We start from the raw sequence: 24,312 nt of genomic DNA on the forward strand, positions 1-24,312 counted from the left end.
CCCTCGGGTCGCGAGGGCGAATTACGAAAGCATGCTGGATTCGCCATCATCCAATTGATGTATGCGTGGCGATATTTGAAAGCGGCCGTCAGTCTTCCACCGCGTCGCGCAGCACTGCCACACCGGCTTGGCGTTGCCGCTTCAACTCGCGCTTCAAAGCGGTAGGATCACGGGCCACCACGAAGCCAAAGCTGACGCCGCCTTCCTTGCCGATCGTGGCGTGATGCAGCTTGTGCGCCTGAACCAGCCGCTTGGCATAGCCGCGCTTGGGCACCCAGCGGAAATAGCGCTGATGCACCAGGCCATCGTGCACCAGTGTATAGATCACCCCGTAAGCCAGGATGCCCAAGCCAATCCACGTACCCGGCCACCATGCCGCCGTACCCATCACCAGCGGCGAGCCGACTGCGAACGCCGTGATGCTCATCCCGGCACCGACGATGGCGTAAAGGTCGTTCTTCTCCAGCAGCTTGTCATGCGGCTCGTGATGATCGCGATGCCAGCCCCAGCCAAAGCCATGCATGATATACTTGTGGCTGAACCAGGCGAGGAACTCCATCCCGGCAATAGTGGCAAGAACGATCAGGACGGGGCCGATAGCGGACATAGCCATTCCCCTACGCCGATCCCCCCGCTTTGTCAGCCGTCCCGGAGTGCCGACCGGCCTACGACAATTTCGTACACTTCTTCAAAGATCTGCGACGAACCTTTGCGCTTTCGTTCAGTTAAGAAGGTGTAATTCTGAACACATCGGACCCGCCGAAACGGGTCCGCACCTGAGGAGACTACCGATGCGCAAGCCTATCCTGATCGCCGCCACCGCCCTGATCGCTGCTACCGGCTTCGGCTCGGCGGCGTCGGCACAGCCGATGGCCTATGGTCACCACAACGCCGGTCGGCCGACCCCCGTGCGCGATGCCAACATCCGCAATGATATCTGGCAGCTAAATCGCAACATCGATCGCGCCGTCGCGCGCCGCACGATCTCCAACCGCGAGGCGACGGGCCTGCGCCGCGAAAGCGCGCAACTGCAGCGCCTTTATACCTCCTACGCTCGTAACGGGCTGACACGTGCCGAAACCAACACACTGCGCGCCCGGGTCGATCGCGTTCAGTACGCGCTTCGTGCCGAGCGCAACGATCGCGACCGCCGCCGCGGCTGATCCCGGCAGGGTCCGGGGCCAACACCCCCGGGCCCGGCTCGCGCCCATATCGGCGCCACCCATCTTGAATATTGCGCGAAGCGGGCTTAGTCGCGCCTGATCATGACAACCGCACCGCGCACATTGTACCAGAAGATCTGGGACGCCCACGTTATCGAAACTCGCGATGACGGCACCAGCCTTGTCTATATCGACCGGCACCTCGTGCATGAGGTCACCAGTCCGCAAGCGTTCGAGGGGCTCCGCACTGCTGGCCGCACCGTGCGCCGTCCAGACCTGACGCTCGCCGTCCCCGATCACAACCTCCCTACCACCGCACGCAAGGATGCGGCGGGAAATCAACTGCCGATCGCGGACCTGGAAAGCGCCAACCAGCTCGCCACGCTGCGTCGCAATGCACCCGAATTCGGCATCCGCTATATCGATGCGACCGACCGCGAGCAGGGCATCGTCCACGTAGTCGGGCCAGAACAGGGCTTTTCACTGCCCGGCGCGACGATCGTGTGCGGCGATAGCCATACCGCCTGCCACGGCGGCGTAGGCGCGCTGGCGTTCGGCATCGGCACCACCGAGGTCGAGCATGTCCTCGCCACGCAGACGCTGCTGCTCAAGCAGAGCAAGACGATGGAAGTGCGCATCGATGGCCAGCTTGGCCCCGGCGTCACGCCCAAGGACGTGGTGCTGCACATCATCGGCGTCACCGGCATGGGCGGCGGCACTGGCCATGTCATCGAATATCGCGGCAACGTGTTCGAGGAAATGAGCATCGAAGGCCGCCTGACGGTTTGCAACATGGCGATCGAGGGTGGCGCGCGATCCGGCCTGATCGCGCCGGACGAGAAGACGTTCGCCTATCTCAAAGGCCGTCCCTACGCGCCCAAGGGCGAGGATTGGGACAAGGCCGTGGCATGGTGGAAGAGCCTGGCGACTGACGCGGGTGCGTCTTTCGACAAGTCCGTGGTTATCCGCGCGGAGGATATCCAGCCCACCGTCACCTGGGGCACCAGCCCTGAGGACACTTCTGCGATCGGCGGCGTGGTCCCCTCGCCCGAGGACTTTACGGATGCGTCCAAGCGTGACGCAGTGAAGGTCAGCCTGGACTATATGGGTCTGACCCCCGGGACACGTTTGACCGACGTGGAAGTGCAGAACGTCTTCATCGGCAGCTGCACCAACAGCCGCATCGAGGATATTCGCGCCGCTGCCGCCGTGCTGAAGGGTCGCCACAAGGCGGACAACGTGCGCTGGGCGATCGTCGTCCCCGGCTCCGGGCTCGTGAAGGAACAGGCCGAGGCCGAGGGGCTGGACAAGATCATCGTCGACGCTGGGCTTGAATGGCGCGAGCCGGGTTGTTCGGCCTGCCTGGCGATGAACCCGGACAAGGTTCCGGCAGGAGAACGCTGCGCCTCCACCAGCAACCGCAACTTCACCGGTCGCCAGGGTCCTGGAAGCCGCACCCACCTGATGAGCCCGGCGATGGCTGCAGCCGCCGCGGTGACCGGTCGACTGACCGACGTGCGAGAACTGGTGGGGTGAAGGCCGCTCGCATCTGAGTTACAACCCTTCGCGGGAGTGGCTAAGGTGGTATGGATCGCCCGACGGGATCGATCCGCGAAAGGAAGTTTGAAATGGCAGATGAATCTGACAACTCCATCGCCTCGCGCGCGGCCGTGGCGGCCGGGGCGGCGATCGGTTCCGCAGCCGTTGCCGCGGCGCTGATGTTCGTGAAGCGCCGCAAGGACAGGAAGTCCGCCAACGCGCTGCCACCGCCGACCAGCACCGCACCGCACTTTCCGCCTGAGACTGACTGAACCGAGACCTCACAGATGAAGCCGATCAATCACGTCGCCGGCCGCGCCTATCCGTTTGGGCGTAAGAACGTCGATACCGATGTCATCATTCCTGCGCACTGGCTCAAGACGGTAACGCGCGAAGGTCTGGGCAAAGGAGCGTTCGAAGCGGTTCGCAAGGAGCCCGGCAATGTGTTCGACGATCCGGAATACGCCGGTTCGCCGATCATCGTGGCGGGCGACAACTTCGGTTGCGGCTCCAGCCGTGAGCATGCCGCCTGGGCCTTGCTCGACATGGGCGTGACGTGCGTGATCGCGCCCAGCTTCTCGGACATCTTTTCGGGCAATGCATTCAAGAACGGCATCCTCACCGTTGCCCTGCCGCAGGCGGCGATCGATCGCCTGATGGAAGTGGCGCAGACCGATCCGATCGAGATCGACCTGGAGAGCCAGACCGTCACCACCCAATTCCAGGATCGTTATACGTTCGATATCGATCCCTTCCGCAAGCATTGCCTGCTTGAGGGGCTGGACGAAGTAGGGCTGACGATGGCGCAGGGCGACACCATCGCAGCGTTCGAGAGCAAGGCGGCGCAAGAGCGGCCGTTTCTCTCCCGGATGCCCGCGGCGGTTGCCTGACCACGCGCCGGCCTTGATCCTTCAAAGCGACAAATCAACCGGCTCCCGCAAGTCCGGGATTGAACCGCGCGTCGGCTCCCCGTATCGCGCGTGAGCGTCATATCGACGAGGGAACCCAGATGACCACATTCGACGACCGTGAGCGCGCCGAAGAGGCCAAGTTCTCCCACGATGCCGAGATGCAGTTTCGCATCCAGGCGCGCCGCAACCGTCTGTTGGGCGAGTGGGCGGCCGAGCGCATGAACCTGCTCCCCGCCGAGCGGGAGGCTTATGCCAAAGCCGTGGTCCAAGCCGATTTCGAAGAGGCGGGCGACGAAGACGTGATCCGCAAGCTGCTGGGCGATCTCACCAGCGCGGGCGTGGAAACCGACGAAGCCGAAGTGCGCGCCGCTCTCGAGAACAAACTGGTCGAAGCGCGCCGCGCCCTGATGGGCTGACGCTTCAGATAAAGGACCCTGCCCCATGGCGATGCCCGCCGCAGAAATCGAAACCCTGATCCGCAGCGCACTGCCCGATGCGCAAGTCACGATCACCGATCTGGCAGGCGATGGCGATCATTACGCCGCCCATGTCGTATCGGGCGCTTTCGCCGGCAAAAGCCGGGTTGCCCAGCACAAGCTTGTCTACGAAGCGCTGGGCGGGAGGATGGGCGGCGTGCTCCACGCCTTGCAACTCACCACCGCTGTTCCCAATTGATCATCAGCATACCGCCCCACATGTGTTCGCACGGGGGCCACAAGGAAATCGAAGCCATGCCCGACGTGAACAGCCGCCTCGACGAGATCGTAAAGTCCAACGACGTTGTGCTTTTCATGAAGGGGACGCCGCTGTTCCCCCAGTGCGGATTTTCCAGCCGCGCCATTGCGATCCTCGATCATCTGGGCGTGGCGTACGACAGCGTGGACGTATTGCAGGACATGGAGATCCGCCAGGGCATCAAGGCCTTTTCCGATTGGCCGACGATCCCGCAGCTCTACGTGAAAGGCGAGTTCGTGGGGGGCAGCGACATCATGATGGAGATGTACGAGGCGGGCGAACTGCAGCAGCTAATGGGTGAAAAGGGCGTCGCGCGCGCAAGCTGACCTTTCAGTCTATCCGCTCGTAACAAACCGCAAGACGGCGCTCGAAAGGGCGCCGTTTTTTGTTTGGGTCACATATCTGGAAGGAGGGGGGCTCGGGGGAGGCGGGGCCGGAGATTTGGGCAGCCCCGCCTCTAGTTCGAGACGTACTCGGGAGTACGTCACTTGTGTAGCATGGACTGTGCCAATTTCCGAAGACGGCATAATTCCGCCGGTTTTACAACGGCTCACGGTTACCCGCATCTTAACTTGTAAGATATCCCGACATTGCCTTGCCCCCGGTTCGTCTTGCGTTACCCATTGTATGCGGCAAGACTGAACCCATGAGCACTACCAGCGACAAGCCAGCCGTTCTTGAGGGATTGGCCACCGTTCCCGCAGCGACCGTTATCATTTTTCGCGACGCCCCTATCGGTCCGCCCCAACTGCTGATGGTGCAGCGCGCCAAGGAAATGCGCTTCGCCGGCGGGGCAGCGGTATTTCCCGGCGGCAAGGTCGATCCCGCCGATCGCGTACTGGCTGCAGAGCTGATGCCTCACGACGATCAGGAGATCGCCGCCGCCCGCATCGCTGCTATCCGCGAGACGCTGGAGGAGACCGGCCTGGTCATCGCCATTCGCGAGGCCGTGACGGCGGAGGCCGCCGCGCAAGCGCGTAAGCTTCTGCTGGCCCAAGGCACGCTGGCAACAGTGTTGGAGACTTTCGGTTGGACAATCGATCCGGATCGTCTGACCCTCTACACGCATTGGTGCCCGCCATGGGACGGCGCCTTCGACACTCGTTTCTTCATCGTGAACCTGGGAACCGGTGCAGTCGATATCGAGATCGATGCGACAGAGAACACCCGGCTATTCTGGGCCAGCGCTGAAGAGGCGCTGGGGTTGGCAGAGCGTGGCGAGATCAAACTGATCTTCCCCACCGCCCGCAATCTGGAACGCTTGGCGCAACATGGAAAGTACGCCGACGTTCTTCAGGATCTTGCGCGGCATCCGGTCACGATGATCATACCCCGCCGCACCGACCGCGATGGGGAGGCCTGGATCGAGATCGAAGAGGGACGCGGCTATCCCGTGCTGAGCCAGCGAGCGGCAACGGCCCGGCGCGGCTAGAAAGCGGAATGTCGGTCAGGAACGACCAGACCTCAGTCGCGCGAAACGGGTACTTGCTCGCCCTTTTCGTGCAGCTTGGCCAAGTGATCCAGCATCGGCGCGTAAATCGGCCGGTCGAATTCCAGCCCCGCACAATCCCCTGCGATCCAACGGACCGTACCCCCTAGCGCCTCCATGCCCTCAGGCCGGATGACGACATGCGACCCTACGCGAAACATCACGCGGTCCGTGCGGATGCAACACCCCTGAGTCGAAATGTCCGATATCTCTCCCACGTCGCGCAAGCCGTTGGTCGTGCGGCATTGCGTGGGCAATGTCACCGATTTGCGGACAGCGCGTCTGGGTATTTCAGCGGACATGCGCCATTGTCACCAAAAGCGGTATAAAATCCGTTAAGTTCGAGCCCGCGATCCCGACGGAATACATAACGATGGCGGGGCCAGTTCACGTCCGAACTGGCCCCGCCACGCCCTTCAAGACGACCCGAAGGACCTCGACCCGGCAGCGCAAGCGCCCGCGCGGTTCACTGCGTTTGGCTTCCGGAAAGATCGGCCCGGTGCGGGGGCACCGGCGCATGGGTCACCGCCAAGGCGGCAAGGTCTGCGGCGAGAAGGGAGTGTGGGGGGACTCGCGCGTCCTATCCGGGAACCGGGGCGCTGTGGCGAACATTTCGTAAGCCATGCAGTCCCGGTCTTACGGGGCACATCCGCTCCTATGCCACCCATACCTCCGTCACGGCAAATCCGCCCGACGCCAAGTACTGGAAAAAACGATATTTCTTATCAATGCGACAGGGGTGGGATGAGGCGGTGGCATGTTCTCTTGCGCGGTATCCATCGATCGGCTTTGTCCGGGCGGCCGTCCGGTCAGGCTGGTTTCGCGCGGGATCGATCCCTGTGATGGGATCGCGAAACACTTTGTCACACTTGGCGAAGCCGATTGTTTCGGGGGCTGGCTTGGCTTTGCTGAGTGGCTGCAATCGCCATCAATCAGCCCTCGCCCCTTTCGGCGAGGATGCCGCCGCGATCGAACATCTCACCATCGTGATGGTGGTGGGTGCTGTCGTCATCGCGATCGCACTGGCTCTGTTGATGCGCTGGGCGGTCAAATCACCAGAGGGTTCGCTCACGCTGATCAGCGGAGAGCGCCTGATCGTCATTCTGGGAGCGATCCTGCCTGCGGTCCTGCTGCTCGGCCTGCTCGTCTACAGCCTGCCGCAGATGCGCCCCCACCCGGTCGAAGCGGCGGACCTCAAGATCGACGTGACCGGCGAACAGTTCTGGTGGCGCGTCCGCTACGCCCCGCCTGGAGGCGAGCCGGTGATTTCGGCCAATGCGATCCGCATCCCGGTTGGCCGCACCGTGCTGTTCCGCCTGACCGCCTCGGACGTGGTGCACAGCTTCTGGATACCGGGCCTGGCCGGCAAGATGGATATGATCCCTGGCCGCGTGAACGAGTTGCCCGTCAAGGCCACCAAGCCCGGGGTCTATCGCGGACAATGTACGGAGTTCTGCGGCCTTTCCCATGCCTGGATGGCCTTTGAAGTCGTCGCCATGGAGCCTGCCGCCTTTGACCGATGGCTGGCGGCGGAGCGCAGACCCGCAAAACCGATTGATGGACGCGGGCGGGCCCTTTTCGCCAGCTATGGCTGCGGCGGTTGCCATGCCATCGGCGGGACCGATCAGTCCGGCACGGTCGGCCCGGACCTGACGCATATCGCCGCGCGACGTAGCATCGGCGCGGGCGCGCTGCCCGTCACGCAGGATGCGCTGGTGCGCTTCATCCGCGCCTCGTCCGAGGTAAAGCCCGGCTCGCGCATGCCGGCCTTCCCACAGATGTCCGAGGGGGACGCCCGTGACATCGCCCGTTATCTGGGAGAGCTGCGTTGAGCCTGCACGATCAAGACGATCTGGCGCTGCGCCATGCCCAGGAGGAACGGCTGCGCGCCGCGTGGGAACCGCCCCGGGGTCTCTTTCTGCGTTGGACGGACACCAACAACAACCGGGTCGGCGTGTGGTACACGTTGACCGCGTTTGGCTTCATGCTGTTCGCAGGCGTGCTGGCGCTGATCATGCGCACGCAGTTGGCGGTGCCGGACAACGACCTGGTCTCCCCGGCGACCTTCAACCAGTTGTTCACGCTGCACGGTTCGGCGATGATGTTCCTGTTCGCGGTGCCGATGTTCGAGGCGGTATCGATCATCCTGCTTCCGCAACTTCTGGGCGCGCGCGACTTGCCCTTCCCGCGCCTTTCGGCGTTCGGGTACTGGAGCTTCCTGCTGGGCGGCGTGTTCGTGCTCGGCTCGATATTCTTCAACGTCGCGCCGGACGGTGGCTGGTTCATGTACCCGCCCTTCACCACGCGAACCGACTTGTCCGGCCTGGGCGCGGACATCTGGATGCTGGGCTTGTCCTTCATCGAAGTGTCGTCCGTGGCGGCGGCCGTCGAACTGATCGTCGGCATCCTCAAGTTTCGCCCGCCCGGGATGCGGCTGAACCTGATGCCGCTCTACGCCTGGTACATCCTGGTCGTGGCGGTGATGATCCTCTTCGCCTTTCCGCCATTGATCGCGGGTGACTTACTGTTCGAGATGGAGCGCCTGCTGGGGTGGCCGTTCTTCGATGCCAGCAAGGGCGGCGATCCGCTTCTGTGGCAGCACCTGTTCTGGATTTTCGGACACCCCGAAGTCTACATCATCTTCCTGCCCTCGATCGCGCTGTTCGCGATGCTGGTGCCCACTTTCTCGCAGCGCCACCTGTTGGGCTATCCCTACATCGTGCTGGCGGCCGTCGGCACCGCGTTCCTCAGCTTCGGCTTGTGGGTCCACCACATGTTCGCCACCGGACTGCCGAAGATCAGCCTGGCGTTCTTTTCCGCTGCCAGCCAAGCAGTGGTTATCCCGACCGGCGTGCAGATCTTCGCACTGATCGCCACCATCGCCGCAGGCCGCGTGATCTTTTCCACGCCGATGCTCTACGCAACCGGCAGCCTGGCCATCTTCGTGATCGGCGGCCTGACCGGGGTGATGGTGGCAATCGTGCCGTTCGACTGGCAGGCACATGATACGTACTTCGTGGTCGCCCACCTGCACTATGTTCTGATAGGTGGCACGCTGCTGCCGCTGATCGCCGGGCTCTATTACTATTGGCCGCTGATCACGGGGAAGAAGCTGAGCGACAAGCTGGGCCGCACCGCCTTTTGGATCATGTTCGCCGGCGCGAACCTGACGTTCTTCCCGATGCATTTCTCCGGCCTTCTGGGCATGCCGCGCCGCGTGGTGACGTATTCGGCGGAGCTGGGGATCGGTTGGCTCAACATGCTTTCCACGGCGGGCTCGTATGTTTTTGCCGCCGGTATGCTGGTGGTCGTCGTCGATCTGTGCCTCTCTCCACGCCGCGCCAAGGCCGCGCGCAATCCGTGGAACGCCGGCACGCTGGAGTGGCTGGCACTGCCCGAGGACGAGAACTGGGGCATCCGCTCCGTGCCGCTGATCGAGACGCGCTATCCGATCTGGGACCAGCCAGACTTCATGCGCAAGGTGGACGAAGGCCGCTTCTTCCTGCCTGATGCAGAGGAAGGGCGGCGCGAGACGATCAGCACAACGGTGCTCGATGCGCGCCCGCTTGCGGTGGTTCGCCTGGGCGGCCCATCATGGTTGCCGATGATGACCGCTTTCGCGCTGGGCGGTGTGTTCATCTTCACCACCTACCACCTTTACTGGGCAGCGCTTGCCTCCGGTTTCCTGACGCTGGCGGTAACGCTGCGGTGGTTGTGGACGACGGCGGAGATCCCCGAAAAACCGCTGAAACCCATCGGCCACGGGCTGGAACTGCCGCTTTACATTTCCGGCCCGCAAGCACCAGGCTGGTGGGCAATGTTCATCACCATGATCGCGGATGCCACCGCGTTCTCCGGGCTGGTCTTCGGCTATTACTTCTTTTGGACGATCCATCCCGAGTTCCCTCCGCCATGGGCCGATGGACCGGGCCTTGGCTGGCCGATGATCGCTTTGGCCATCACGCTCGCCGGCTGGGTGGCGACGATAATGGCGCGAACGATGAACAAGCGCGACGCGGCCCTGCCGACACGCCTTTTGCTGGGCGCGGCCGGGCTCTTGTCAGTTCTCGCAATCCCGGCGGGCTTGGCGGGACCATGGCTCAGCGGCCTCGACCCCACGGCGCATAGCTATCCGGCAATCGTCTGGACTCTGGCGATCTGGACCGTGGCGCATTCGGGCGTAGGTGCGATCGCGCAGTTCTATGCGCTGGCCCGCAGTCTCGCCGGCCGCATGACCGCGCAGTACGACGCCGATATCCGCAACGTCACCTTGTATCATCATTTCATGGTTTTCACCGCGATCGTGACCTGGTGCACGCTCGGCCTGTTCCCGGAGGTCGCATGATCCGGAAGCTGCATAGCCACATCGGTTCGCTCCAGGCGACTTTGTGGACGCTCATCGTCGCGCCGACGACCTGGGCGGTCCACTTCCTGTTTTCCTACCTCTGGGCTGCCGTCTATTGCGCGAAGACGGGCCAATTCGCCGAGGAACCGCTGGTCTATTGGGTGGGGACGGGGCTGGCTCTGCTCGTGATCGCGATCTCCGGTTATATCGCCGTGATCCAGTCCCGCGTACCGGGCGATCCGGCACCGCACGAACACAGCACAGAGAGCGATCGGCTACGCTTTATCGCCTACTCCACCATGCTGTTGGCGGGCCTCAGCTTCATCGGCGTCATCTTCACCGCCGCGCCGGTCTTGATCCTGGAAGACTGCCGGTGAACCCGGTGCCCCTCGTCGCCGCCGGTGCACTCATGGTGGGCAGCATCGCCGTATCTCACCTCGGCATGACTGGGCACATGATCGGCCACATGACTGCCGTCGCCATCGCGGCTCCGCTCTTGGCCATGGGCACGCGCGGCACCCGCTATGATCCGGCGCAACGCTGGCCACGGCTCGTCACGCCCTTCGTCATGAGCCTGGTTGAACTGGCGATCGTCTGGTCGTGGCATTTGCCCGCGGTTCGAGCGATAGCCGCGCATTCGGCGGCGGCAATGCTGGTGGAGCAGGCTTGCTTCCTGGGCGCCGGGTTCCTGCTGTGGTCGGCGGTGATCTCCCGCCCGGCCGACGCGCGGGCCAGCGGCGTGGGTGCGTTGCTGTTGACCTCGATGCATATGACCTTGCTGGGCGCGCTGATCGCTCTGGCCCCGCGCACGCTGTACGGCATGACTCATGGCGTACCGGAAGGCCTGACATCGCTGCAGGATCAGCAATTGTCCGGCGTGGTGATGCTGATGATCGGTGGAGTGGCCTACCTGCTGGGTGCCCTTGCCGTGCTTGGGGGGCTGCTGCGGCAGGAGAGCGTGAAATGCTGATCACCTGGAAACGCGCGATCCTAGGCCTACTTGCCGCTGCTTTCCTGGGACTTGCCGTCGCGTGGTCCGGGCTGATCAACGTCTCGGCGTCCAGCGGGCACTGGGCCATCAGCGACTGGTTCCTGCACTGGGTGATGCGCAATTCCGTGGAGACGCGCAGCGCCCTTGGCAGCCCGCGCGACGCCTCCGATCCTTCCGGCCTCGTCAGCGCAGCCGGACATTTCGCGGCCTCGTGCGCATCGTGCCACGGTGCCCCGGGGGTGAAGCCCTCCCCGGTGTTCCAGGCCGCCACGCCACCCGCGCCAAACCTGATGGAGACCGCGCCGGAGTGGTCGGACCGGCAGCTGTTCTGGATCCTCGACCACGGCGTCAAGTTCACCGGCATGCCCGCCTGGCCTGCGCGAGAGCGGCATGACGAGGTGCGCCGTATGGTGGCCTTTGTCCGCCTGCTGCCGACCATGACGCCGCGCCGCTATGAAGAACTGACTGGCGGCGTTGCCCGCCTCGCCGGTTCCAATACCTTCGAGTCCTGCGCCGGGTGCCACGGCTCCGACGGTCGCGGGCGCGGCGCGCCGGACATTCCCTATCTGGGTGGCCAGAAAGCCGAAGTGCTGATGGCAGCTTTGCGCGACTATCAAAGCGGCACCCGGCAAAGTGCCGTGATGGGTCACGCCGCAGCACGCTTGTCCGCTGACGACATGCGTGACCTGTCGACGCGGTTCGCCGCGATGCCCGGCCTGAAGGCCACAGCCGCCGCCAACGATGCACAAGCCAGGCAGATCGTCGAGATGGGCTTGCCCGCAAAGCAATTGCCCGCCTGCGCCAGCTGCCACGTCCCCGGCAAGCCGTACCCGGTGATCGCCGGTCAGAAAGCCAGCTACATCGCCGCACGCCTGCGCCAGATGCGGGGCGACGACAAGGAGATCGACGCCCGCCAGACGCAGGCGACCATGCCCGTAATCGCCCGCCGCATCCCCAGGGACATGATCGACCGCGTTGCCCGCTATCTCGCGGGTGAGGCGGTCGGCCCTACCCGCGACTGACGACTATCAAGCTTTCCGGCTTCGCGCCTTGGATCGGCAGCCAAGGCACCAGCGGTAGCCTGCTCGCAAATCGGAGTGTTATCGCGTCACTCAGCCACGCCTTCTTCCGCGGGTTTCTGCTCAGGCGTAGGGCGGAACGGGCCGGTATAGAGGTGGCCGGCCAGCACCGAGTGCAGCACGGCGGATGTGCGATCCGAAACCCCCAGCTTGCGAAAGGCGCGGCGCACGTAACTGTCGACGGTCTCGGCCGAGATGCCGAGAATCTCAGCGATGACCGAATTGCTCTTGCCCATCGCGATCCAGTACACGACGTCCAGTTCCCGCTCGGACAAGCGCACGTCGAGAGGGTCTTGCGTGTCGATCAGCTCGCAATAGCGCAGGAATGACATTTGCGCGATCGCATGCGCGGCGGCGGCGGTTTCCTCATCGGTCTGGCTATCGGGCCCGGCGGGCAATCCGACGAAGCCGGTGCGCGCCCCTGGACCATACGTGGGCAAGGCCAAGCCCTCTTCGAAACCCAGGTCGGCAAGGAAAGCATAGAAAGCCGTTTCGCCCCGCCCGGGCGGCTCGATCGCGCGCGCCTCGCTCCAACGGATCGGACCGGCTTGACGCAACGCCAGATCGGGCAACGGGTCCTCATAGCGCAAGCGCTCCGGGTAAGCGGTCGACCATTCCGGCGCCATGTTGTTGGCGCTATGGACCCGCCCGAACCGCTTGTCCGACGTGACTGGCGTTACAAAATACGCCTGCGGAAACCCGATCGCGGCGAAGGCCTGCATCGTCGCTTCACGCAGTGCAAGAACCGATTTGACGGCGCGCAGTCCTGCCAGACCCGTGCGTAGCTGCATTCAACCCTCCAGCAGCGCTCTGTTCTAGCCACTCCGCGACAAGGAAGTGGATACGCTGTGGTGCCATTCATGCAGCCCGGGTGCGGGACTTGTCATCAGCAAAATCGCAGCACGCATGCACTCCGATCCGCCAAGCGCGATTTGGGCAATTTTGCGATGACGATCGCGCCCATTACGCACGGAAATGGCGCGCCCGTTCGAACACAATTCAAACTAGTCTTTAAACTCAGGGCGACCAATTTCTCTGAAATTGGCGCGCCCGACAGGGTTCGAACCTGTGACCCCAAGCTTAGAAGGCTCGTGCTCTATCCAGCTGAGCTACGGGCGCGCGCGGTGCCGCCATAGCGCGGATCGCTCGTCACGCAAACGGCGCGTGGGTCCAAATCGTGGAGCCGGCCATTGCAAATGCCCTTTGCCGGCGCCCTATCCCGCGTTACGCACAAGGGCATGAACGAACCCACGCTCTCCCGCCTGGATGGCACGACCGGTGCGCGCCGGCATTTTCGCTATTTCGATTATGTGATGGCCGCTTTCGTCGCGATCCTGCTGCTGTCCAATCTGATCGGCGCGGCCAAGCTGGCGACCTGGCAGGGATTCACGTTCGGCGCGGGCATCCTGTTCTTCCCGGTCAGCTATGTCATCGGGGACGTGCTGACGGAGGTCTATGGCTATGCCAACGCGCGTCGCTGCGTATGGATGGGCTTTTTCGCGCTGATCTTCATGGCCTTCATGAGCTTTGTCGTAGTCGCCATGCCGCCCGCCGCAGACTGGGGCTGCGCCGCCAGCGCCGATCCGCTCTACGCCGGAATCATTGCTAAGACGAGCGCAGGCCAAGTCTGTCAGACGACATATGTATCGGTATTCGGCAGCACGTGGCGGATCGTCCTTGCCTCCTTGATGGCGTTCTGGGCGGGCGAATTCGTCAATTCGTTTGTCCTTGCGCGCATGAAGGTGTGGACGGGCGGCAGGCATTTGTGGGCCCGCACCATCGGCTCCACCGTGTTCGGCCAGGCCGTGGACAGCGCGATCTTCTATCCGGTGGCTTTTCTGGGCACCTGGACGACGCATTCCGTTCTGGTGGTGATGGTTACCAATTGGGCAATGAAAGTCCTGTGGGAAGCGGTGCTGACCCCGGTGACCTATGCCGTAGTCGGCATGCTAAAGCGCCGCGAAGGCGTGGATGTGTTCGATGAGGGCACGGATTTCTCCCCCTTCGCAAAGGCGCGCGTGGTTTGACGCGAAGCCCCGCGCACGGCTAGGCCCGCGCCACGATGGCGCTTGACCGCATCCTGCTTTCCAATTTTCGCAATCACCGCGACACGCAGGTCGAGGGGACCGCTCGCTTCAATTTGCTGGTCGGTGAAAACGGTGCCGGCAAGACCAACGTGCTGGAAGCGATCTCGCTGTTCGCCCCGGGCCGGGGAATGCGCCGCGCCGCCCTTGGCGACATGCCCCGCCATGGCGGCGGCGGCGGCTTCGCGGTCAGCGCCGACCTTGGCGGGCTCGGCGAGCCGGTGCGTCTGGGGACGGGTATCGCGCAAGACCGGCCCGGACGGCGCGTGGTTCAGATCAATGGCGCGGAGGCCCCGGCCGTGCGCTTGGGGGAATGGCTCTCCATCGGATGGCTCACCCCCGCGATGGACCGTCTCTTTTCCGAAAGCGCGGGCGGACGGCGACGGTTCCTGGACAGGCTGGTGCTGGCGCTGCGGCCCGGCCATGCCACCAATGCTAGCCGGTTGGAAAACGCGCTTCGCGAACGCAACAGCATGCTCACGGACGAGCGAGCACCCGATCCGCGATGGCTCGACGCAATCGAAGCGCAAATCGCGGAGGTAGGCGCGCAAGTAGCGCAGGCCCGGTTGGAGACGGTGGAAGGGCTGGACGCCGCCCTCGCCAGTTTGCCGGACTCGCCTTTCGCACGGCCGCAATTGCAGTACCGCGCGGGCGGCCCCCTGCCCCGCGATGCGCTGGCGGCCGCCCTGCGAGACGGTCGATCGCGCGATCGCGCGGCGCAACGCACGCTGACCGGGCCGCACCGTGACGAATTGGAGGTCGTGCTGGCGGCCAAGAACCAACCGGCGGCGGATTGCTCTACCGGCGAGCAGAAGGCCATGCTGATCGCGATCGTTATGGCTCACTCGGCGCTGCTGGAGAGTGTCGGCGAGCGTCGGCCCCGGCTGCTGCTGCTGGACGAAGTCGCGGCGCATCTCGATCCGATCCGCCGGGAAGCCTTGTTCGAGCGATTGCGAGCCGGCGCGGCGCAAGTATGGCTAACCGGCACCGAGGCGGCGCCCTTCTCGGCCATCCTGCGCGAAGCGTCCGTGTGGAGCGTAGAAGGCGGCATGGTTTCGCGCCGCTGACGACGTAGTCTTCCGCTCGATCATCGCGGAGAAGAACACTTCAACCTTTCGGCAGCGCCTCCGCCACGTCGTCAACCGTCGCCGCCACCATTTCTTCCACGCCCAGCGCAGTTGGATGAACGCGGTCAGGCTGAACCAGATCGGGCTTGTCCATCAACGGCTGCAGGAAGAACGGGACCAGCACCGCACCATATTTGTGGGCCAAAGACGGATAGATCGGATTGAAATCCCGCGCATAATCCTGGCTCAACATCGGCGCCGCCATCATCCCCAGCACCATGATCCGGATACCGCGCTGGTTCAGCACCGCCAGTATCCGGTCCAGGTTGGCACGGGTCTCCGCCGGAGGTTTGCCCTGCAGCATATCGTTGCCGCCCAGGCTAATTATCACCAAGTCGGGCTTCGCCGTCTGCGCATCCAGAACGGAGGCCAGCCGTTGCAGCCCCTGCGCCGTGGTCTCCCCCGATATTCCCGCGTTGACGACCCGGGCGTTCACACCCCGAGAACGCAGCGCGCTCTCCAGCTTCGCCGGGTAGCTGTCTCCTTGGTCCAGCCCATATCCCGCAAGCAGCGAATCTCCGAAAGCCAGGATCGGCCGGTCAGGGCCCATCACCGGGATTGCCGGCGGCGCGTCGGCCAAGTCTTCGCTAGGTTTCGGGTCTGGTGGCGCGGCGCCGTTACAGCTGGCCAATGCCGCCATCCCTATCAAGACAAAGCAAAGTGCCGGACGACGCGCCACGCCAAGGCTCAGGCGAACACCTCGGCGCTGGATGGGTCTTTCGGATCGGGGCCGAAGCGGTTTGGCCCGCGCGTACCGGGAAGCAGCGTGATCACCAGGAAGGCGATGCTGACGAGAAAGCCGACCAGCGGGATCATCGAAAGAACCACGAAGCCCAGATACCACCAGCCGCTCATGTCGCGATCGTGTAGGCGGCGCACGGTGACGGCTATGGTTGGGATGATCGTGGCCAGCCAGTATATCAGGAACAGAATGCCCATCCCGCCGAACAGGACGGTCATGGCCGCGCTGTAGCTGTCCGTTCCCACGTCGCGGAAGGATTGCCAGGACCCGGTCGTACCCAGGATCAGCGCGGTCAAAACGGCATAGACGATGACGTTGAACAGAGCGAAGGCCCAGAACTCCAGCCGGCGGGAACGGCCCCTGAAATCCGCGTAACGCCGGAACGGCAGGATCATGTATTCGAACATGGATTGGCCCCTGTTTTTATTGCACCCATCCCGATGATACCGGTAAAAACCGGGTGCGAAAGTCGAAATGATGGAACGCGAAACATGCTCGCTGGTTCTGGCAAGCTTGCCCAACGGGGCGATTTCGATTAAGGGCGCCCGGATTGTGCGGTGCAGCGAAGCATCGCGGTACCACTCCTCGAACTTACAGGCCTATCATGTCAGCCCCGCTTCCGCTGCGCAATATCGCGATCATCGCGCACGTCGACCATGGCAAGACCACGCTCGTCGATCAACTTTTCCGCCAGTCCGGCACCTTCCGCGACAACCAGCGCGTGGAAGAGCGCGCGATGGACTCCAACGATCTTGAAAAGGAGCGCGGGATCACGATTCTCGCGAAGCCGACTTCGGTGGAGTGGAACGGTTACCGCATCAACATCGTCGACACCCCCGGCCACGCCGATTTCGGCGCCGAGGTGGAGCGCATCCTCTCGATGGTGGACGGCGTGATCCTGCTGGTCGACAGCTCGGAAGGCGCGATGCCGCAGACCAAGTTCGTGACTGGCAAGGCGCTGGGCCTTGGCCTCAAGCCGATCGTGGTGGTCAACAAGATCGACCGTCCCGATGGCCGCCATGCCGAAGTGCTGGACGAGGTGTTCGACTTGTTCGTCAGCCTCGACGCGAATGACGAGCAGTTGGACTTCCCGACCCTCTACGCGTCGGGCCGCAACGGCTACGCCAGCGAGGATCCCGATGCGCGTGAAGGCACGCTGACCCCGCTGTTCGAAAAGATCGTGGAGCATGTCCCGGCGCCTGCCGCCGATGTCGATGGCCCGTTCAAGTTCCTCGTCACCCTGCTCGATCGTGACAACTTCCTGGGCCGTATCCTCACCGGCAAGGTTCAGTCCGGCACCGTGAAGGTCAACGATCCGATCCGCGCGTTGGATAACGACGGCAACATCGTTGAAGTGGGCCGCGCTTCCAAGCTGCTCGCTTTCCATGGCCTCGATCGCGTTCCGGTCGAGGAAGCCAAGGCGGGTGATATCATCTCGATCGCCGGCCTGACCACCGCGACCGTCTCGAACACGATCGCCGACATGTCGGTGACCGAACCGCTGCACGCGCAGCCGATCGATCCGCCGACACTGTCAATGCGCTTCGCCGTCAACGATTCGCCGATGGCTGGTCGTGAAGGCAGCAAGGTGACCAGCCGCATGATCCGTGACCGCCTGGCGCGCGAAGCGGAATCGAATGTCGCCATCCGCGTGACCGAGAGCGCCGACAAGGACAGCTTTGAAGTGGCCGGCCGTGGCGAACTTCAGCTGGGCGTCGTCATCGAGACGATGCGCCGCGAAGGGTTCGAACTGGGTATCAGCCGCCCGCGCGTGCTGTTCGGCACCGACGAGCAAGGCAAGCCGACCGAGCCTTACGAAACCGTCGTGATCGACGTCGACGATGAGTTCTCCGGCACGGTCGTCGAGAAGATGGCTGTCCGCAAGGGCGAGATGACCGACATGCGCCCGTCGGGCGGCGGCAAGACCCGCATCACGTTCTCCGCCCCGTCGCGTGGCCTGATCGGTTATCATGGCGAGTTCCTTTCGGACACGCGCGGCACCGGCATCATGAACCGCCTGTTCGAGAAGTATGGCCCACACCGCGGCCCGATCGCCGGTCGCAAGAACGGCGTGTTGATCTCGAACGGCGCCGGTGAAGCCGTTGCCTATGCGCTTGGCCCGCTTGAAGAGCGCGGCGTCCTGTTCGTCGGTGTCGGCGAGCCGCTGTACGAGGGCATGATCATCGGCGAAAACGCCAAGCCGGACGATCTTGAAGTGAACCCGATGAAGTCCAAGCAGCTGACGAACTTCCGTTCGACCGGCAAGGACGACGCCATCCGCCTCACGCCGCCGCGCGTGATGACGCTGGAACAGGCGATCGCGTACATCGATGACGATGAGATGGTGGAAGTGACCCCCAAGTCGATCCGCTTGCGCAAGGCTCTCCTGGATCCGAACGAGCGCAAGAAGGCCAGCCGCAAGAAGAACGCTGCCTGAGAATAATTAGGGTCGGCATCCGCTGACCCGGCAAACCACATTACGGGCGGGGCGATCGAAATCGCCTCGCCCGTTTTTGCATCTTCTGAGTTCGCGCAAATACGCGCGCGCCTCATCGATAAAATCTCGAAAAGGGCACCCGCCACACCGACCGTTCATAACGGCGTTCGGTTTCCTGAACAATAGCTGCAATAGCTGTCCGCGATTGGTTCAGCCAAGCACCGCTATACGAGTCTCAACACTTGATGCGCGAACAGCCAGGCAGTGGCGACGCCTCCGTCAAGCAAGGAGACCGATCATGGACTTCGTCAAGAAAACAGTTCTAGCTACCACGCTCGCCGCCAGCGCACTGGCGACCGCGTCACCCGCCACGGCGCGTGACTATTATCGCGATTATAATCGCCGGGGTAATGACACGGCTGCCATAGCTGTCGGTGCTGGTATCGTGGGACTGGCGATCGGCGCGATTGCTGCGTCCAATTCGAACCGCCACTACCGCGATCGGTACTATTACGACCGTCGCTATTATCGTGATGGTGGGGATTATTATCGTAACCAGTATTACTACCGCCAGAACCCGTACTACAACCAGTATCGCGGGCGGGACTATTGGGGGTACGACTACGGCCGTGGCTACGACAATGGGTATTGGGGCCGCCGCGGTTACTGATTTTGCTTAGCCTGACAGCGGCTCCCCTTGCACGCTGTCCAGGCAAACTGGCGCCCGGCTCGCAAGAGCCGGGCGCCTTTTTACATCGTGATCAATCGGCTCAGAAGTGGAAGCCGACGGTCGCACGCAGCGAATGGAAGTTGAAATCGCTGTTCGTCAGCTTGATGTTCGAACCATTGCCGCCACCCGTCAGGAAGGGATTCGTGACAGGCGCAGTTCCGCGATCAACGGCTACGTTGTACTTGTTGTCCTTGTAGCGATTGTAGAGGTACTCAACGCCCAGGCTGACGTTGTTCGTCACCATGATCTCGGCGCCGCCGCCGGCCTGCCAGCCCCACACCATCTTGCCGTCACGATTTTCCGAGAAGGAATTCGCGGCGTTGGTGGTGAAGAAAGAATGGTTGATCTTGGCCATGCCGCCACCGCCCGTGACATAGAACAGCGCACCGCCGCCCGGCGTGTAACCTGCACGCAGACGACCCGACACGTTGTACCTCAGCTCACGCTCGAACGTATAGCTGGCGGGGGTGGTGCTGAAACCGGTGGTCCGGTCAACAGCTTCGTTCTTGCTGGCTTCGACGAGGCCACCGAAAACGAAGTTGTTCATGCGGTAATCGTAACCGATACGGCCACCGTACTCGATCCCGTCCTTGTCACCACGGCAACCGCTAGCGCGGGTCGCGCCCTGAGCAGCACCGTCACAGAAGCCTGGTGCGAATGCGTTGCCGCCGTTGGCGAGCGTTACAACATCATTATAGCGACCGTCACGATTAGTGTCGAAACGCAGCGAGTCGCCAGTATCCTTGCCGCGTGAGGCAGAGCCGAAGAACCCCTGGATGTATGGGCCGCTGAAGTGGCCATCGCGATCCGGTCCGGCATCCTGCGCGAAAGCCGGCATTGCGACCGCAGCGGCTAGGCCGAGAGCGATTGCGGTCATGGTGGAACGTATCTGCATGTAAGCTTCCTGATAAATTGGCTGAACTACCCTGCCCTTGGCTGCACTAAGTCTTGCGGGGCTGAAGGGTTTCCGCACGATATTCGCTTACCGGGAACCTGTGACATCGCTGCAACATTTATCAAGCGGACGCCCGGACCTGCGGGTTAAGACCCGGTTCAGCGCCTTTTTGGTCAACCCAAAGTGCTCGACCATTCGAGCCGCCCGCCGATCCGCCGTACTTGGCTGGCACGGAAGGGAGAATGAGAATGAAGACGTTTTTCAAGACTGTAAGCGCGGTGGCGACCCTGGCGGTGGCGTCCCTGGGCCTTGTGCAAACCGCCGAAGCACGCCCTTATTGGGACCGTCGTGGTGATGACACCGCCATCGCGATCGGTGCCGGCCTGGTAGGCCTGGCGGTAGGCGCGGTGCTGGCCGATCGCGGCGATGGCCGCTACTACGACAACCGCTATTACCAAAGCCGCCGTTACGTGCGCGTCGCTGGTTACCCCGACTACTACTATTATTATGACGGTGCGCCGGGCCGCTACTACCGCGATCGGTATTTCGGACAATCTGGATACTATGGATATGGCTGGAACCGGGGTTACGGCGGTGATCGCTGGGGCCGTGGTTACGATCGGTGGGACCGCCGCGACTGGGATCGCCGGGGATGGTACGGTCGAGATTGGAATCGGCGTGACTGGGACCGGCGCGACCGGGCCTGGGATCGCGGTGACTGGCGCCGTGATCGCCGAAACTGGGAGCGACGCGATTGGGATCGCCGCGGCGGTCGCTGGTAAGCGCTTCATATAAATGCCGAAACGTGGAGAGCCCGGCCGTGCGTCGGGCTCTTTTCTCATGCGCCGTCTTGCGATTGAACGCTCGGCGCTCGCCAAGTGCGATACGCACCGCTAAGGCGCAGCCACCATGGACATCGCGGACCTGCGCATCGCCCTCTTCTCGGGCAATTATAACTATGTCAGGGACGGAGCCAATCAGGCGCTGAACCGCTTGGCCGGATATATGCTGGATCAGGGCGCGTCGGTGCGTGTCTATTCACCCACGGTACCCGAACCCGCCTTCGAGGCGACGGGCGATCTGGTGGGTGTGAGGGCGCTGCCGATCCCGGGCCGAGGCGAATATCGCTTTCCCCTGTGGTTGCCCCTCAACGTGCGCCGAGACCTGAAGCGGTTTGCGCCCAACGTGATCCACGTCTCGTCGCCCGATCTGGTGAGTCATCAAGCGGTATCCTGGGCCCGCAACCGGCAGCTTCCCGTCCTGGCGTCGGTCCATACCCGGTTCGAAACGTACTTCCGGTATTACAACATGGCTTGGGCCGAGCCGGTGATGGAGGCGATCCTGCGCCGCTTCTACCGCCGCTGCGATGCGCTTGTCGCCCCGTCGGAGAGCATGGCGCAAGTGCTGCGCGAGCAGCGCATGAACTACGATATCTCGATCTGGTCACGCGGCGTGGATCGCGACATCTTTTATCCCGGCGCGCGTTCCGACGCGTGGCGGCGCTCCTGCGGCATCGGTGATGACGAGATCGTGATCGGCTTTCTGGGCAGGCTGGTGATGGAAAAGGGGCTGGACGTCTTTTCCGATTCGATCGACGCATTGCGGCGGCGGGGCGTGCCGCACAAGGTGATGGTCATCGGCGAAGGCCCCGCGCGCGAGTGGTTCGAGAGCCGCCTGCCCGGTGCCGCCTTCGTCGGCTTTCAGGCCGGGGCGGACCTGGGCCGCGCGGTCGCCAGCATGGACTTGCTGTTCAACCCATCCGTCACCGAAACATTCGGCAATGTGACCCTGGAGGCAATGGCCTGTGGCCTGCCGGTCGTGGCGGCGGCAGCCACCGGCAGCGAGAGTCTGGTTGAGGATCAGGTCTCTGGTAGGCTGGTTCGGCCAGGCGCGGTGCATCAATTTGCCGAGGCCCTACGTGCCTATTGCGAAAGCCCGGACCTGCGGGCGCGCCATGGTCAGGCCGGCGAACGACGAGCGGCAGACTTCAGCTGGGATCGGATCAACCAGGCCGTCGCCGACACGTACCTGCGCCTCGTTCGCACCAAGTCCGGCGGCTAAGGCCCCTCGATCTCGGCACGTGAGGCTCTTGCCGAAAAATGCTCCATTCAAGTCAGGACGCGGCGGGTCCGCATGCGAATGGCATAGAGCAGCAGGCCTACCGCCACGATCCAGATCAGGCCCGTCATCCCCCAGTTGGCGGCGGTCTTCATGCTGGGCGGGGTCGGGGTGGCGAAGTCATAGACCTGCGTGGTTGCCAGACCCAGCAGCGAGAAGGCAAAGGCATACGCCGCCCACAGCGACCGGCCCAGCAGCAACAGCGCCCCGATCAGGCTGAAGCCAACGCCAGCGGCCCATCCCAGCACCACCCAGGCCGGATAGGCATCGAGGTAATCGATCATATCCGGCGGCAGCGGCGCAAGGTAACCCGCGTCACGAACGTTGGTCATCACGAAATCGTAGCAGCCATACCCGCTCCACAGGAGGCTAAGGATGCCGACGACCCAAAGGTGCAGCGGGGCTTTCACCTCCGGGTCGATCTGTTTCGCGGTGTCGGGTTCGATGGTCACGGTGGTGCATCGTAGGCGCACCGGTTTGCCGATGCAATCCGACCGGGCAATCGCTAGATGCCGGATATGGCCGACCTATTCGCCGATGACCTGCCCGCCCAGCCGCCCGAGCCGACGCGCGCCGACGCCCCCCTGGCCGACCGCCTCCGCCCCAAGGAACTGGGCGAGGTCGTGGGGCAGGAACATGTGACGGGGCCGGAAGGCGCGATCGGCCGGATGGTGGCGGCAGGACGTTTGTCATCGCTGATCCTCTGGGGGCCTCCCGGAACCGGCAAGACCAGCATCGCGCGATTGCTGGCGGATGCGGTGGGGATGCGCTTTGCCGCGGTGAGCGCGGTGTTCTCCGGCGTGGCGGACCTCAAGAAGGTGTTCGCGGAGGCTGATATCGCGACGAAGGCCGGGCAGCGCACGCTGCTTTTCGTGGATGAAATCCATCGCTTCAACCGGGCGCAGCAGGACGGCTTCCTTCCTTACGTCGAACGCGGCACCGTTACGCTTGTCGGTGCGACGACGGAGAACCCCAGCTTCGAATTGAACGCGGCTTTGCTCAGCCGTGCCCAGGTCCTGATCCTGCACAGGCTGGATGCGGCAGCGCTTGGCTCCCTGCTCGCGCGGGGAGAGGAACTGGAAGGCCCCCTGCCCCTGACGCCCGCAGCGCGGGAGGCGCTAGTGGCATCCGCAGATGGCGATGGGCGGTTCCTGTTGAACCAGGCAGAGACGCTCTATGCCGCGAAGCTGGTCGCCCCGCTCGACCCGGCGGCACTGGGCAGCTTCCTGCAACGTCGCGTGGCGGTGTACGACAAGGATCGGGAGGGGCACTACAACCTCATCTCTGCCCTGCACAAATCGCTGCGCGGATCGGACCCGCAAGCGGCGCTCTACTACATGTCGCGTATGCTGACGGCGGGAGAGGAACCGCTCTATGTCTTGCGCCGCCTGACGCGCTTCGCCAGCGAGGATATCGGCCTGGCAGACCCGCAGGCACTGATCCAGTGCCTGGCGGCGAAGGACGCTTACGACTTCCTGGGCTCGCCGGAAGGCGAACTCGCCATCGTGCAGGCGTGCCTCTATTGCGCCACCGCGCCCAAATCGAATGCTGCCTATGCGGCGCAGAAAGCGGCGTTCAAGTCGGCACGGCAGACTGGATCGCTGATGCCGCCGGCCAGCATTCTCAACGCGCCAACCAAGCTGATGAAGGACATCGGCTACGGCAAGGATTACGCGTACGATCACGACGCCGCCGATGGATTCTCAGGCGCGGACTATTGGCCCGAAGAGATGGAACCTCAGACGTACTACAAGCCGGTGCCGCGCGGTTTCGAGCGACAGGTGATTGAACGGATGGAGTGGTGGGAGAAGAAGCGCCGTGAGCGGCGCGAGGAATGACGCGTTTGTGCGCCTGAATATGCGTCAGACGATCCCACAGCATTCAGGCCTATCTCTCTGGGATGTCTCGACTTCGCTCGACGCGAACG

General features: G+C 63.4%; 27 protein-coding genes and 1 tRNA gene. 20 read left to right on the forward strand and 8 right to left on the reverse strand.

Features of this window, described 5'->3' with window-relative positions:
* Positions 1 to 88: 88 nt before the first annotated feature.
* Positions 89 to 607, reverse strand: a complete 519-nt coding sequence (locus GGR39_RS08210; protein ID WP_058737625.1) for a sterol desaturase family protein — start codon at positions 605 to 607, stop codon at positions 89 to 91.
* Between the two features lie 184 nt (positions 608 to 791).
* On the opposite strand from GGR39_RS08210, the gene GGR39_RS08215 reads away from it, so the two are divergent.
* The 8 genes from GGR39_RS08215 to GGR39_RS08250 all read left to right on the forward strand — a co-directional run bounded on the left by GGR39_RS08215 (position 792) and on the right by GGR39_RS08250 (position 5,780).
* Positions 792 to 1,163 carry a hypothetical protein gene (locus GGR39_RS08215; protein WP_183616685.1) on the forward strand — a complete coding sequence of 124 codons (372 nt, stop codon included), beginning with the start codon at positions 792 to 794 and terminating at the stop codon, positions 1,161 to 1,163.
* A 102-nt stretch (positions 1,164 to 1,265) separates the two neighbouring features.
* Positions 1,266 to 2,699 (forward strand): 3-isopropylmalate dehydratase large subunit, encoded by a 1,434-nt coding sequence (leuC, locus tag GGR39_RS08220; RefSeq protein ID WP_183616686.1) that lies wholly within the window; start codon positions 1,266 to 1,268, stop codon positions 2,697 to 2,699.
* A gap of 92 nt (positions 2,700 to 2,791) precedes the next feature.
* Complete coding sequence (locus tag GGR39_RS08225) at positions 2,792 to 2,974, forward strand: hypothetical protein (protein WP_058737639.1); 183 nt, start codon at positions 2,792 to 2,794, stop codon at positions 2,972 to 2,974.
* Between the two features lie 15 nt (positions 2,975 to 2,989).
* Entirely contained in the window at positions 2,990 to 3,592 is a 603-nt protein-coding gene (gene leuD, locus GGR39_RS08230) for a 3-isopropylmalate dehydratase small subunit (RefSeq protein ID WP_183616687.1), read from the forward strand.
* Positions 3,593 to 3,711: 119 nt separating this feature from the next.
* On the forward strand, positions 3,712 to 4,029 hold the full coding sequence (locus GGR39_RS08235; protein ID WP_183616688.1) for a DUF1476 domain-containing protein: 318 nt from the start codon (positions 3,712 to 3,714) through the stop codon (positions 4,027 to 4,029).
* A gap of 25 nt (positions 4,030 to 4,054) precedes the next feature.
* Positions 4,055 to 4,288, forward strand: a complete 234-nt coding sequence (locus tag GGR39_RS08240) for a BolA family protein (RefSeq protein WP_058737630.1) — start codon at positions 4,055 to 4,057, stop codon at positions 4,286 to 4,288.
* Positions 4,289 to 4,344: 56 nt separating this feature from the next.
* Positions 4,345 to 4,674: a Grx4 family monothiol glutaredoxin gene (gene grxD, locus GGR39_RS08245; RefSeq protein WP_058737631.1), complete on the forward strand. Its 330-nt coding sequence runs from the start codon at positions 4,345 to 4,347 to the stop codon at positions 4,672 to 4,674.
* A gap of 320 nt (positions 4,675 to 4,994) precedes the next feature.
* Positions 4,995 to 5,780: an NUDIX hydrolase gene (locus tag GGR39_RS08250; RefSeq protein ID WP_183616689.1), complete on the forward strand. Its 786-nt coding sequence runs from the start codon at positions 4,995 to 4,997 to the stop codon at positions 5,778 to 5,780.
* 32 nt (positions 5,781 to 5,812) lie between these two features.
* On the opposite strand, the gene GGR39_RS08255 is transcribed toward GGR39_RS08250, so the two are convergent.
* Entirely contained in the window at positions 5,813 to 6,139 is a 327-nt protein-coding gene (locus tag GGR39_RS08255; protein WP_183616690.1) for a PilZ domain-containing protein, read from the reverse strand.
* 597 nt (positions 6,140 to 6,736) lie between these two features.
* Between GGR39_RS08255 and coxB the strand changes: the two genes are divergently transcribed.
* From coxB to GGR39_RS08280, 5 genes are read left to right on the forward strand one after another with little or no spacing between them, the layout of a single operon-like run.
* Complete coding sequence (gene coxB / locus GGR39_RS08260; protein WP_246388498.1) at positions 6,737 to 7,669, forward strand: cytochrome c oxidase subunit II; 933 nt, start codon at positions 6,737 to 6,739, stop codon at positions 7,667 to 7,669.
* Positions 7,666 to 10,182, forward strand: a complete 2,517-nt coding sequence (locus tag GGR39_RS08265; protein WP_183616692.1) for a cbb3-type cytochrome c oxidase subunit I — start codon at positions 7,666 to 7,668, stop codon at positions 10,180 to 10,182. The genes coxB and GGR39_RS08265 overlap by 4 nt, the downstream gene beginning before the upstream one ends.
* Positions 10,179 to 10,559, forward strand: coding sequence for a hypothetical protein (locus GGR39_RS08270; RefSeq protein ID WP_183616693.1), 381 nt, complete (start codon positions 10,179 to 10,181; stop codon positions 10,557 to 10,559). Before GGR39_RS08265 ends, GGR39_RS08270 begins: the two co-directional genes overlap by 4 nt.
* Positions 10,556 to 11,152, forward strand: a complete 597-nt coding sequence (locus GGR39_RS08275; RefSeq protein ID WP_343055829.1) for a cytochrome c oxidase assembly protein — start codon at positions 10,556 to 10,558, stop codon at positions 11,150 to 11,152. Before GGR39_RS08270 ends, GGR39_RS08275 begins: the two co-directional genes overlap by 4 nt.
* Positions 11,146 to 12,195: a c-type cytochrome gene (locus GGR39_RS08280; RefSeq protein ID WP_183616694.1), complete on the forward strand. Its 1,050-nt coding sequence runs from the start codon at positions 11,146 to 11,148 to the stop codon at positions 12,193 to 12,195. The genes GGR39_RS08275 and GGR39_RS08280 overlap by 7 nt, the downstream gene beginning before the upstream one ends.
* Positions 12,196 to 12,281: 86 nt before the next feature.
* Here GGR39_RS08280 and GGR39_RS08285 read toward each other — a convergent pair whose 3' ends face one another.
* Positions 12,282 to 13,043, reverse strand: coding sequence for a helix-turn-helix transcriptional regulator (locus GGR39_RS08285; RefSeq protein WP_058736103.1), 762 nt, complete (start codon positions 13,041 to 13,043; stop codon positions 12,282 to 12,284).
* Between the two features lie 251 nt (positions 13,044 to 13,294).
* A tRNA-Arg gene (locus GGR39_RS08290) sits at positions 13,295 to 13,371 on the reverse strand.
* Between the two features lie 119 nt (positions 13,372 to 13,490).
* Here GGR39_RS08290 and GGR39_RS08295 point away from each other — a divergent pair.
* Entirely contained in the window at positions 13,491 to 14,279 is a 789-nt protein-coding gene (locus GGR39_RS08295) for a queuosine precursor transporter (protein WP_058736133.1), read from the forward strand.
* A gap of 35 nt (positions 14,280 to 14,314) precedes the next feature.
* Positions 14,315 to 15,403: a DNA replication/repair protein RecF gene (recF, locus tag GGR39_RS08300; protein WP_183616695.1), complete on the forward strand. Its 1,089-nt coding sequence runs from the start codon at positions 14,315 to 14,317 to the stop codon at positions 15,401 to 15,403.
* A 40-nt stretch (positions 15,404 to 15,443) separates the two neighbouring features.
* On the opposite strand, the gene GGR39_RS08305 is transcribed toward recF, so the two are convergent.
* Positions 15,444 to 16,043 (reverse strand): arylesterase, encoded by a 600-nt coding sequence (locus tag GGR39_RS08305; RefSeq protein WP_343055831.1) that lies wholly within the window; start codon positions 16,041 to 16,043, stop codon positions 15,444 to 15,446.
* Between the two features lie 107 nt (positions 16,044 to 16,150).
* Positions 16,151 to 16,612 carry a DUF805 domain-containing protein gene (locus tag GGR39_RS08310; RefSeq protein WP_058736100.1) on the reverse strand — a complete coding sequence of 154 codons (462 nt, stop codon included), beginning with the start codon at positions 16,610 to 16,612 and terminating at the stop codon, positions 16,151 to 16,153.
* 197 nt (positions 16,613 to 16,809) lie between these two features.
* Here GGR39_RS08310 and typA point away from each other — a divergent pair, with 197 nt between their 5' ends.
* Positions 16,810 to 18,642, forward strand: a complete 1,833-nt coding sequence (gene typA, locus GGR39_RS08315) for a translational GTPase TypA (RefSeq protein WP_058736099.1) — start codon at positions 16,810 to 16,812, stop codon at positions 18,640 to 18,642.
* 298 nt (positions 18,643 to 18,940) lie between these two features.
* Positions 18,941 to 19,312 (forward strand): hypothetical protein, encoded by a 372-nt coding sequence (locus tag GGR39_RS08320; RefSeq protein ID WP_183616697.1) that lies wholly within the window; start codon positions 18,941 to 18,943, stop codon positions 19,310 to 19,312.
* A gap of 100 nt (positions 19,313 to 19,412) precedes the next feature.
* Here GGR39_RS08320 and GGR39_RS08325 read toward each other — a convergent pair whose 3' ends face one another.
* A complete protein-coding gene (locus tag GGR39_RS08325; RefSeq protein WP_183616698.1) occupies positions 19,413 to 20,267 on the reverse strand; it encodes an outer membrane protein in 855 nt (284 codons plus the stop codon).
* A 248-nt stretch (positions 20,268 to 20,515) separates the two neighbouring features.
* On the opposite strand from GGR39_RS08325, the gene GGR39_RS08330 reads away from it, so the two are divergent.
* Together GGR39_RS08330 and GGR39_RS08335 are read left to right on the forward strand one after the other, a co-directional pair.
* A complete protein-coding gene (locus GGR39_RS08330) occupies positions 20,516 to 21,049 on the forward strand; it encodes a hypothetical protein (protein WP_246388500.1) in 534 nt (177 codons plus the stop codon).
* A 127-nt stretch (positions 21,050 to 21,176) separates the two neighbouring features.
* Positions 21,177 to 22,328, forward strand: a complete 1,152-nt coding sequence (locus GGR39_RS08335; RefSeq protein ID WP_183616700.1) for a glycosyltransferase family 4 protein — start codon at positions 21,177 to 21,179, stop codon at positions 22,326 to 22,328.
* Between the two features lie 47 nt (positions 22,329 to 22,375).
* Here GGR39_RS08335 and GGR39_RS08340 read toward each other — a convergent pair whose 3' ends face one another.
* Complete coding sequence (locus GGR39_RS08340; protein WP_343055833.1) at positions 22,376 to 22,837, reverse strand: hypothetical protein; 462 nt, start codon at positions 22,835 to 22,837, stop codon at positions 22,376 to 22,378.
* Between the two features lie 66 nt (positions 22,838 to 22,903).
* Between GGR39_RS08340 and GGR39_RS08345 the strand changes: the two genes are divergently transcribed.
* Positions 22,904 to 24,223 carry a replication-associated recombination protein A gene (locus GGR39_RS08345; RefSeq protein WP_183616701.1) on the forward strand — a complete coding sequence of 440 codons (1,320 nt, stop codon included), beginning with the start codon at positions 22,904 to 22,906 and terminating at the stop codon, positions 24,221 to 24,223.
* Positions 24,224 to 24,312 lie beyond the last annotated feature (89 nt).

The organism is Novosphingobium fluoreni, assembly GCF_014196615.1.
GTDB lineage: Bacteria > Pseudomonadota > Alphaproteobacteria > Sphingomonadales > Sphingomonadaceae > Novosphingobium > Novosphingobium fluoreni.

Coding starts and splice junctions, on each gene's coding strand:
- GGR39_RS08335 (WP_183616700.1), top strand. CDS start 21,177: ATGGACATCGCGGACCTGCGCATCGCCCTCTTCTCGGGCAATTATAAC.
- GGR39_RS08210 (WP_058737625.1), bottom strand. CDS start 607: ATGTCCGCTATCGGCCCCGTCCTGATCGTTCTTGCCACTATTGCCGGG.
- leuC (WP_183616686.1), top strand. CDS start 1,266: ATGACAACCGCACCGCGCACATTGTACCAGAAGATCTGGGACGCCCAC.
- recF (WP_183616695.1), top strand. CDS start 14,315: ATGGCGCTTGACCGCATCCTGCTTTCCAATTTTCGCAATCACCGCGAC.
- GGR39_RS08345 (WP_183616701.1), top strand. CDS start 22,904: ATGGCCGACCTATTCGCCGATGACCTGCCCGCCCAGCCGCCCGAGCCG.
- typA (WP_058736099.1), top strand. CDS start 16,810: ATGTCAGCCCCGCTTCCGCTGCGCAATATCGCGATCATCGCGCACGTC.
- GGR39_RS08310 (WP_058736100.1), bottom strand. CDS start 16,612: ATGTTCGAATACATGATCCTGCCGTTCCGGCGTTACGCGGATTTCAGG.
- GGR39_RS08250 (WP_183616689.1), top strand. CDS start 4,995: ATGAGCACTACCAGCGACAAGCCAGCCGTTCTTGAGGGATTGGCCACC.
- GGR39_RS08295 (WP_058736133.1), top strand. CDS start 13,491: ATGAACGAACCCACGCTCTCCCGCCTGGATGGCACGACCGGTGCGCGC.
- grxD (WP_058737631.1), top strand. CDS start 4,345: ATGCCCGACGTGAACAGCCGCCTCGACGAGATCGTAAAGTCCAACGAC.
- GGR39_RS08240 (WP_058737630.1), top strand. CDS start 4,055: ATGGCGATGCCCGCCGCAGAAATCGAAACCCTGATCCGCAGCGCACTG.
- GGR39_RS08280 (WP_183616694.1), top strand. CDS start 11,146: ATGCTGATCACCTGGAAACGCGCGATCCTAGGCCTACTTGCCGCTGCT.
- GGR39_RS08325 (WP_183616698.1), bottom strand. CDS start 20,267: ATGCAGATACGTTCCACCATGACCGCAATCGCTCTCGGCCTAGCCGCT.
- leuD (WP_183616687.1), top strand. CDS start 2,990: ATGAAGCCGATCAATCACGTCGCCGGCCGCGCCTATCCGTTTGGGCGT.
- GGR39_RS08215 (WP_183616685.1), top strand. CDS start 792: ATGCGCAAGCCTATCCTGATCGCCGCCACCGCCCTGATCGCTGCTACC.
- GGR39_RS08285 (WP_058736103.1), bottom strand. CDS start 13,043: ATGCAGCTACGCACGGGTCTGGCAGGACTGCGCGCCGTCAAATCGGTT.
- GGR39_RS08255 (WP_183616690.1), bottom strand. CDS start 6,139: ATGTCCGCTGAAATACCCAGACGCGCTGTCCGCAAATCGGTGACATTG.
- GGR39_RS08330 (WP_246388500.1), top strand. CDS start 20,516: ATGAAGACGTTTTTCAAGACTGTAAGCGCGGTGGCGACCCTGGCGGTG.
- GGR39_RS08225 (WP_058737639.1), top strand. CDS start 2,792: ATGGCAGATGAATCTGACAACTCCATCGCCTCGCGCGCGGCCGTGGCG.
- GGR39_RS08320 (WP_183616697.1), top strand. CDS start 18,941: ATGGACTTCGTCAAGAAAACAGTTCTAGCTACCACGCTCGCCGCCAGC.
- GGR39_RS08270 (WP_183616693.1), top strand. CDS start 10,179: ATGATCCGGAAGCTGCATAGCCACATCGGTTCGCTCCAGGCGACTTTG.
- GGR39_RS08235 (WP_183616688.1), top strand. CDS start 3,712: ATGACCACATTCGACGACCGTGAGCGCGCCGAAGAGGCCAAGTTCTCC.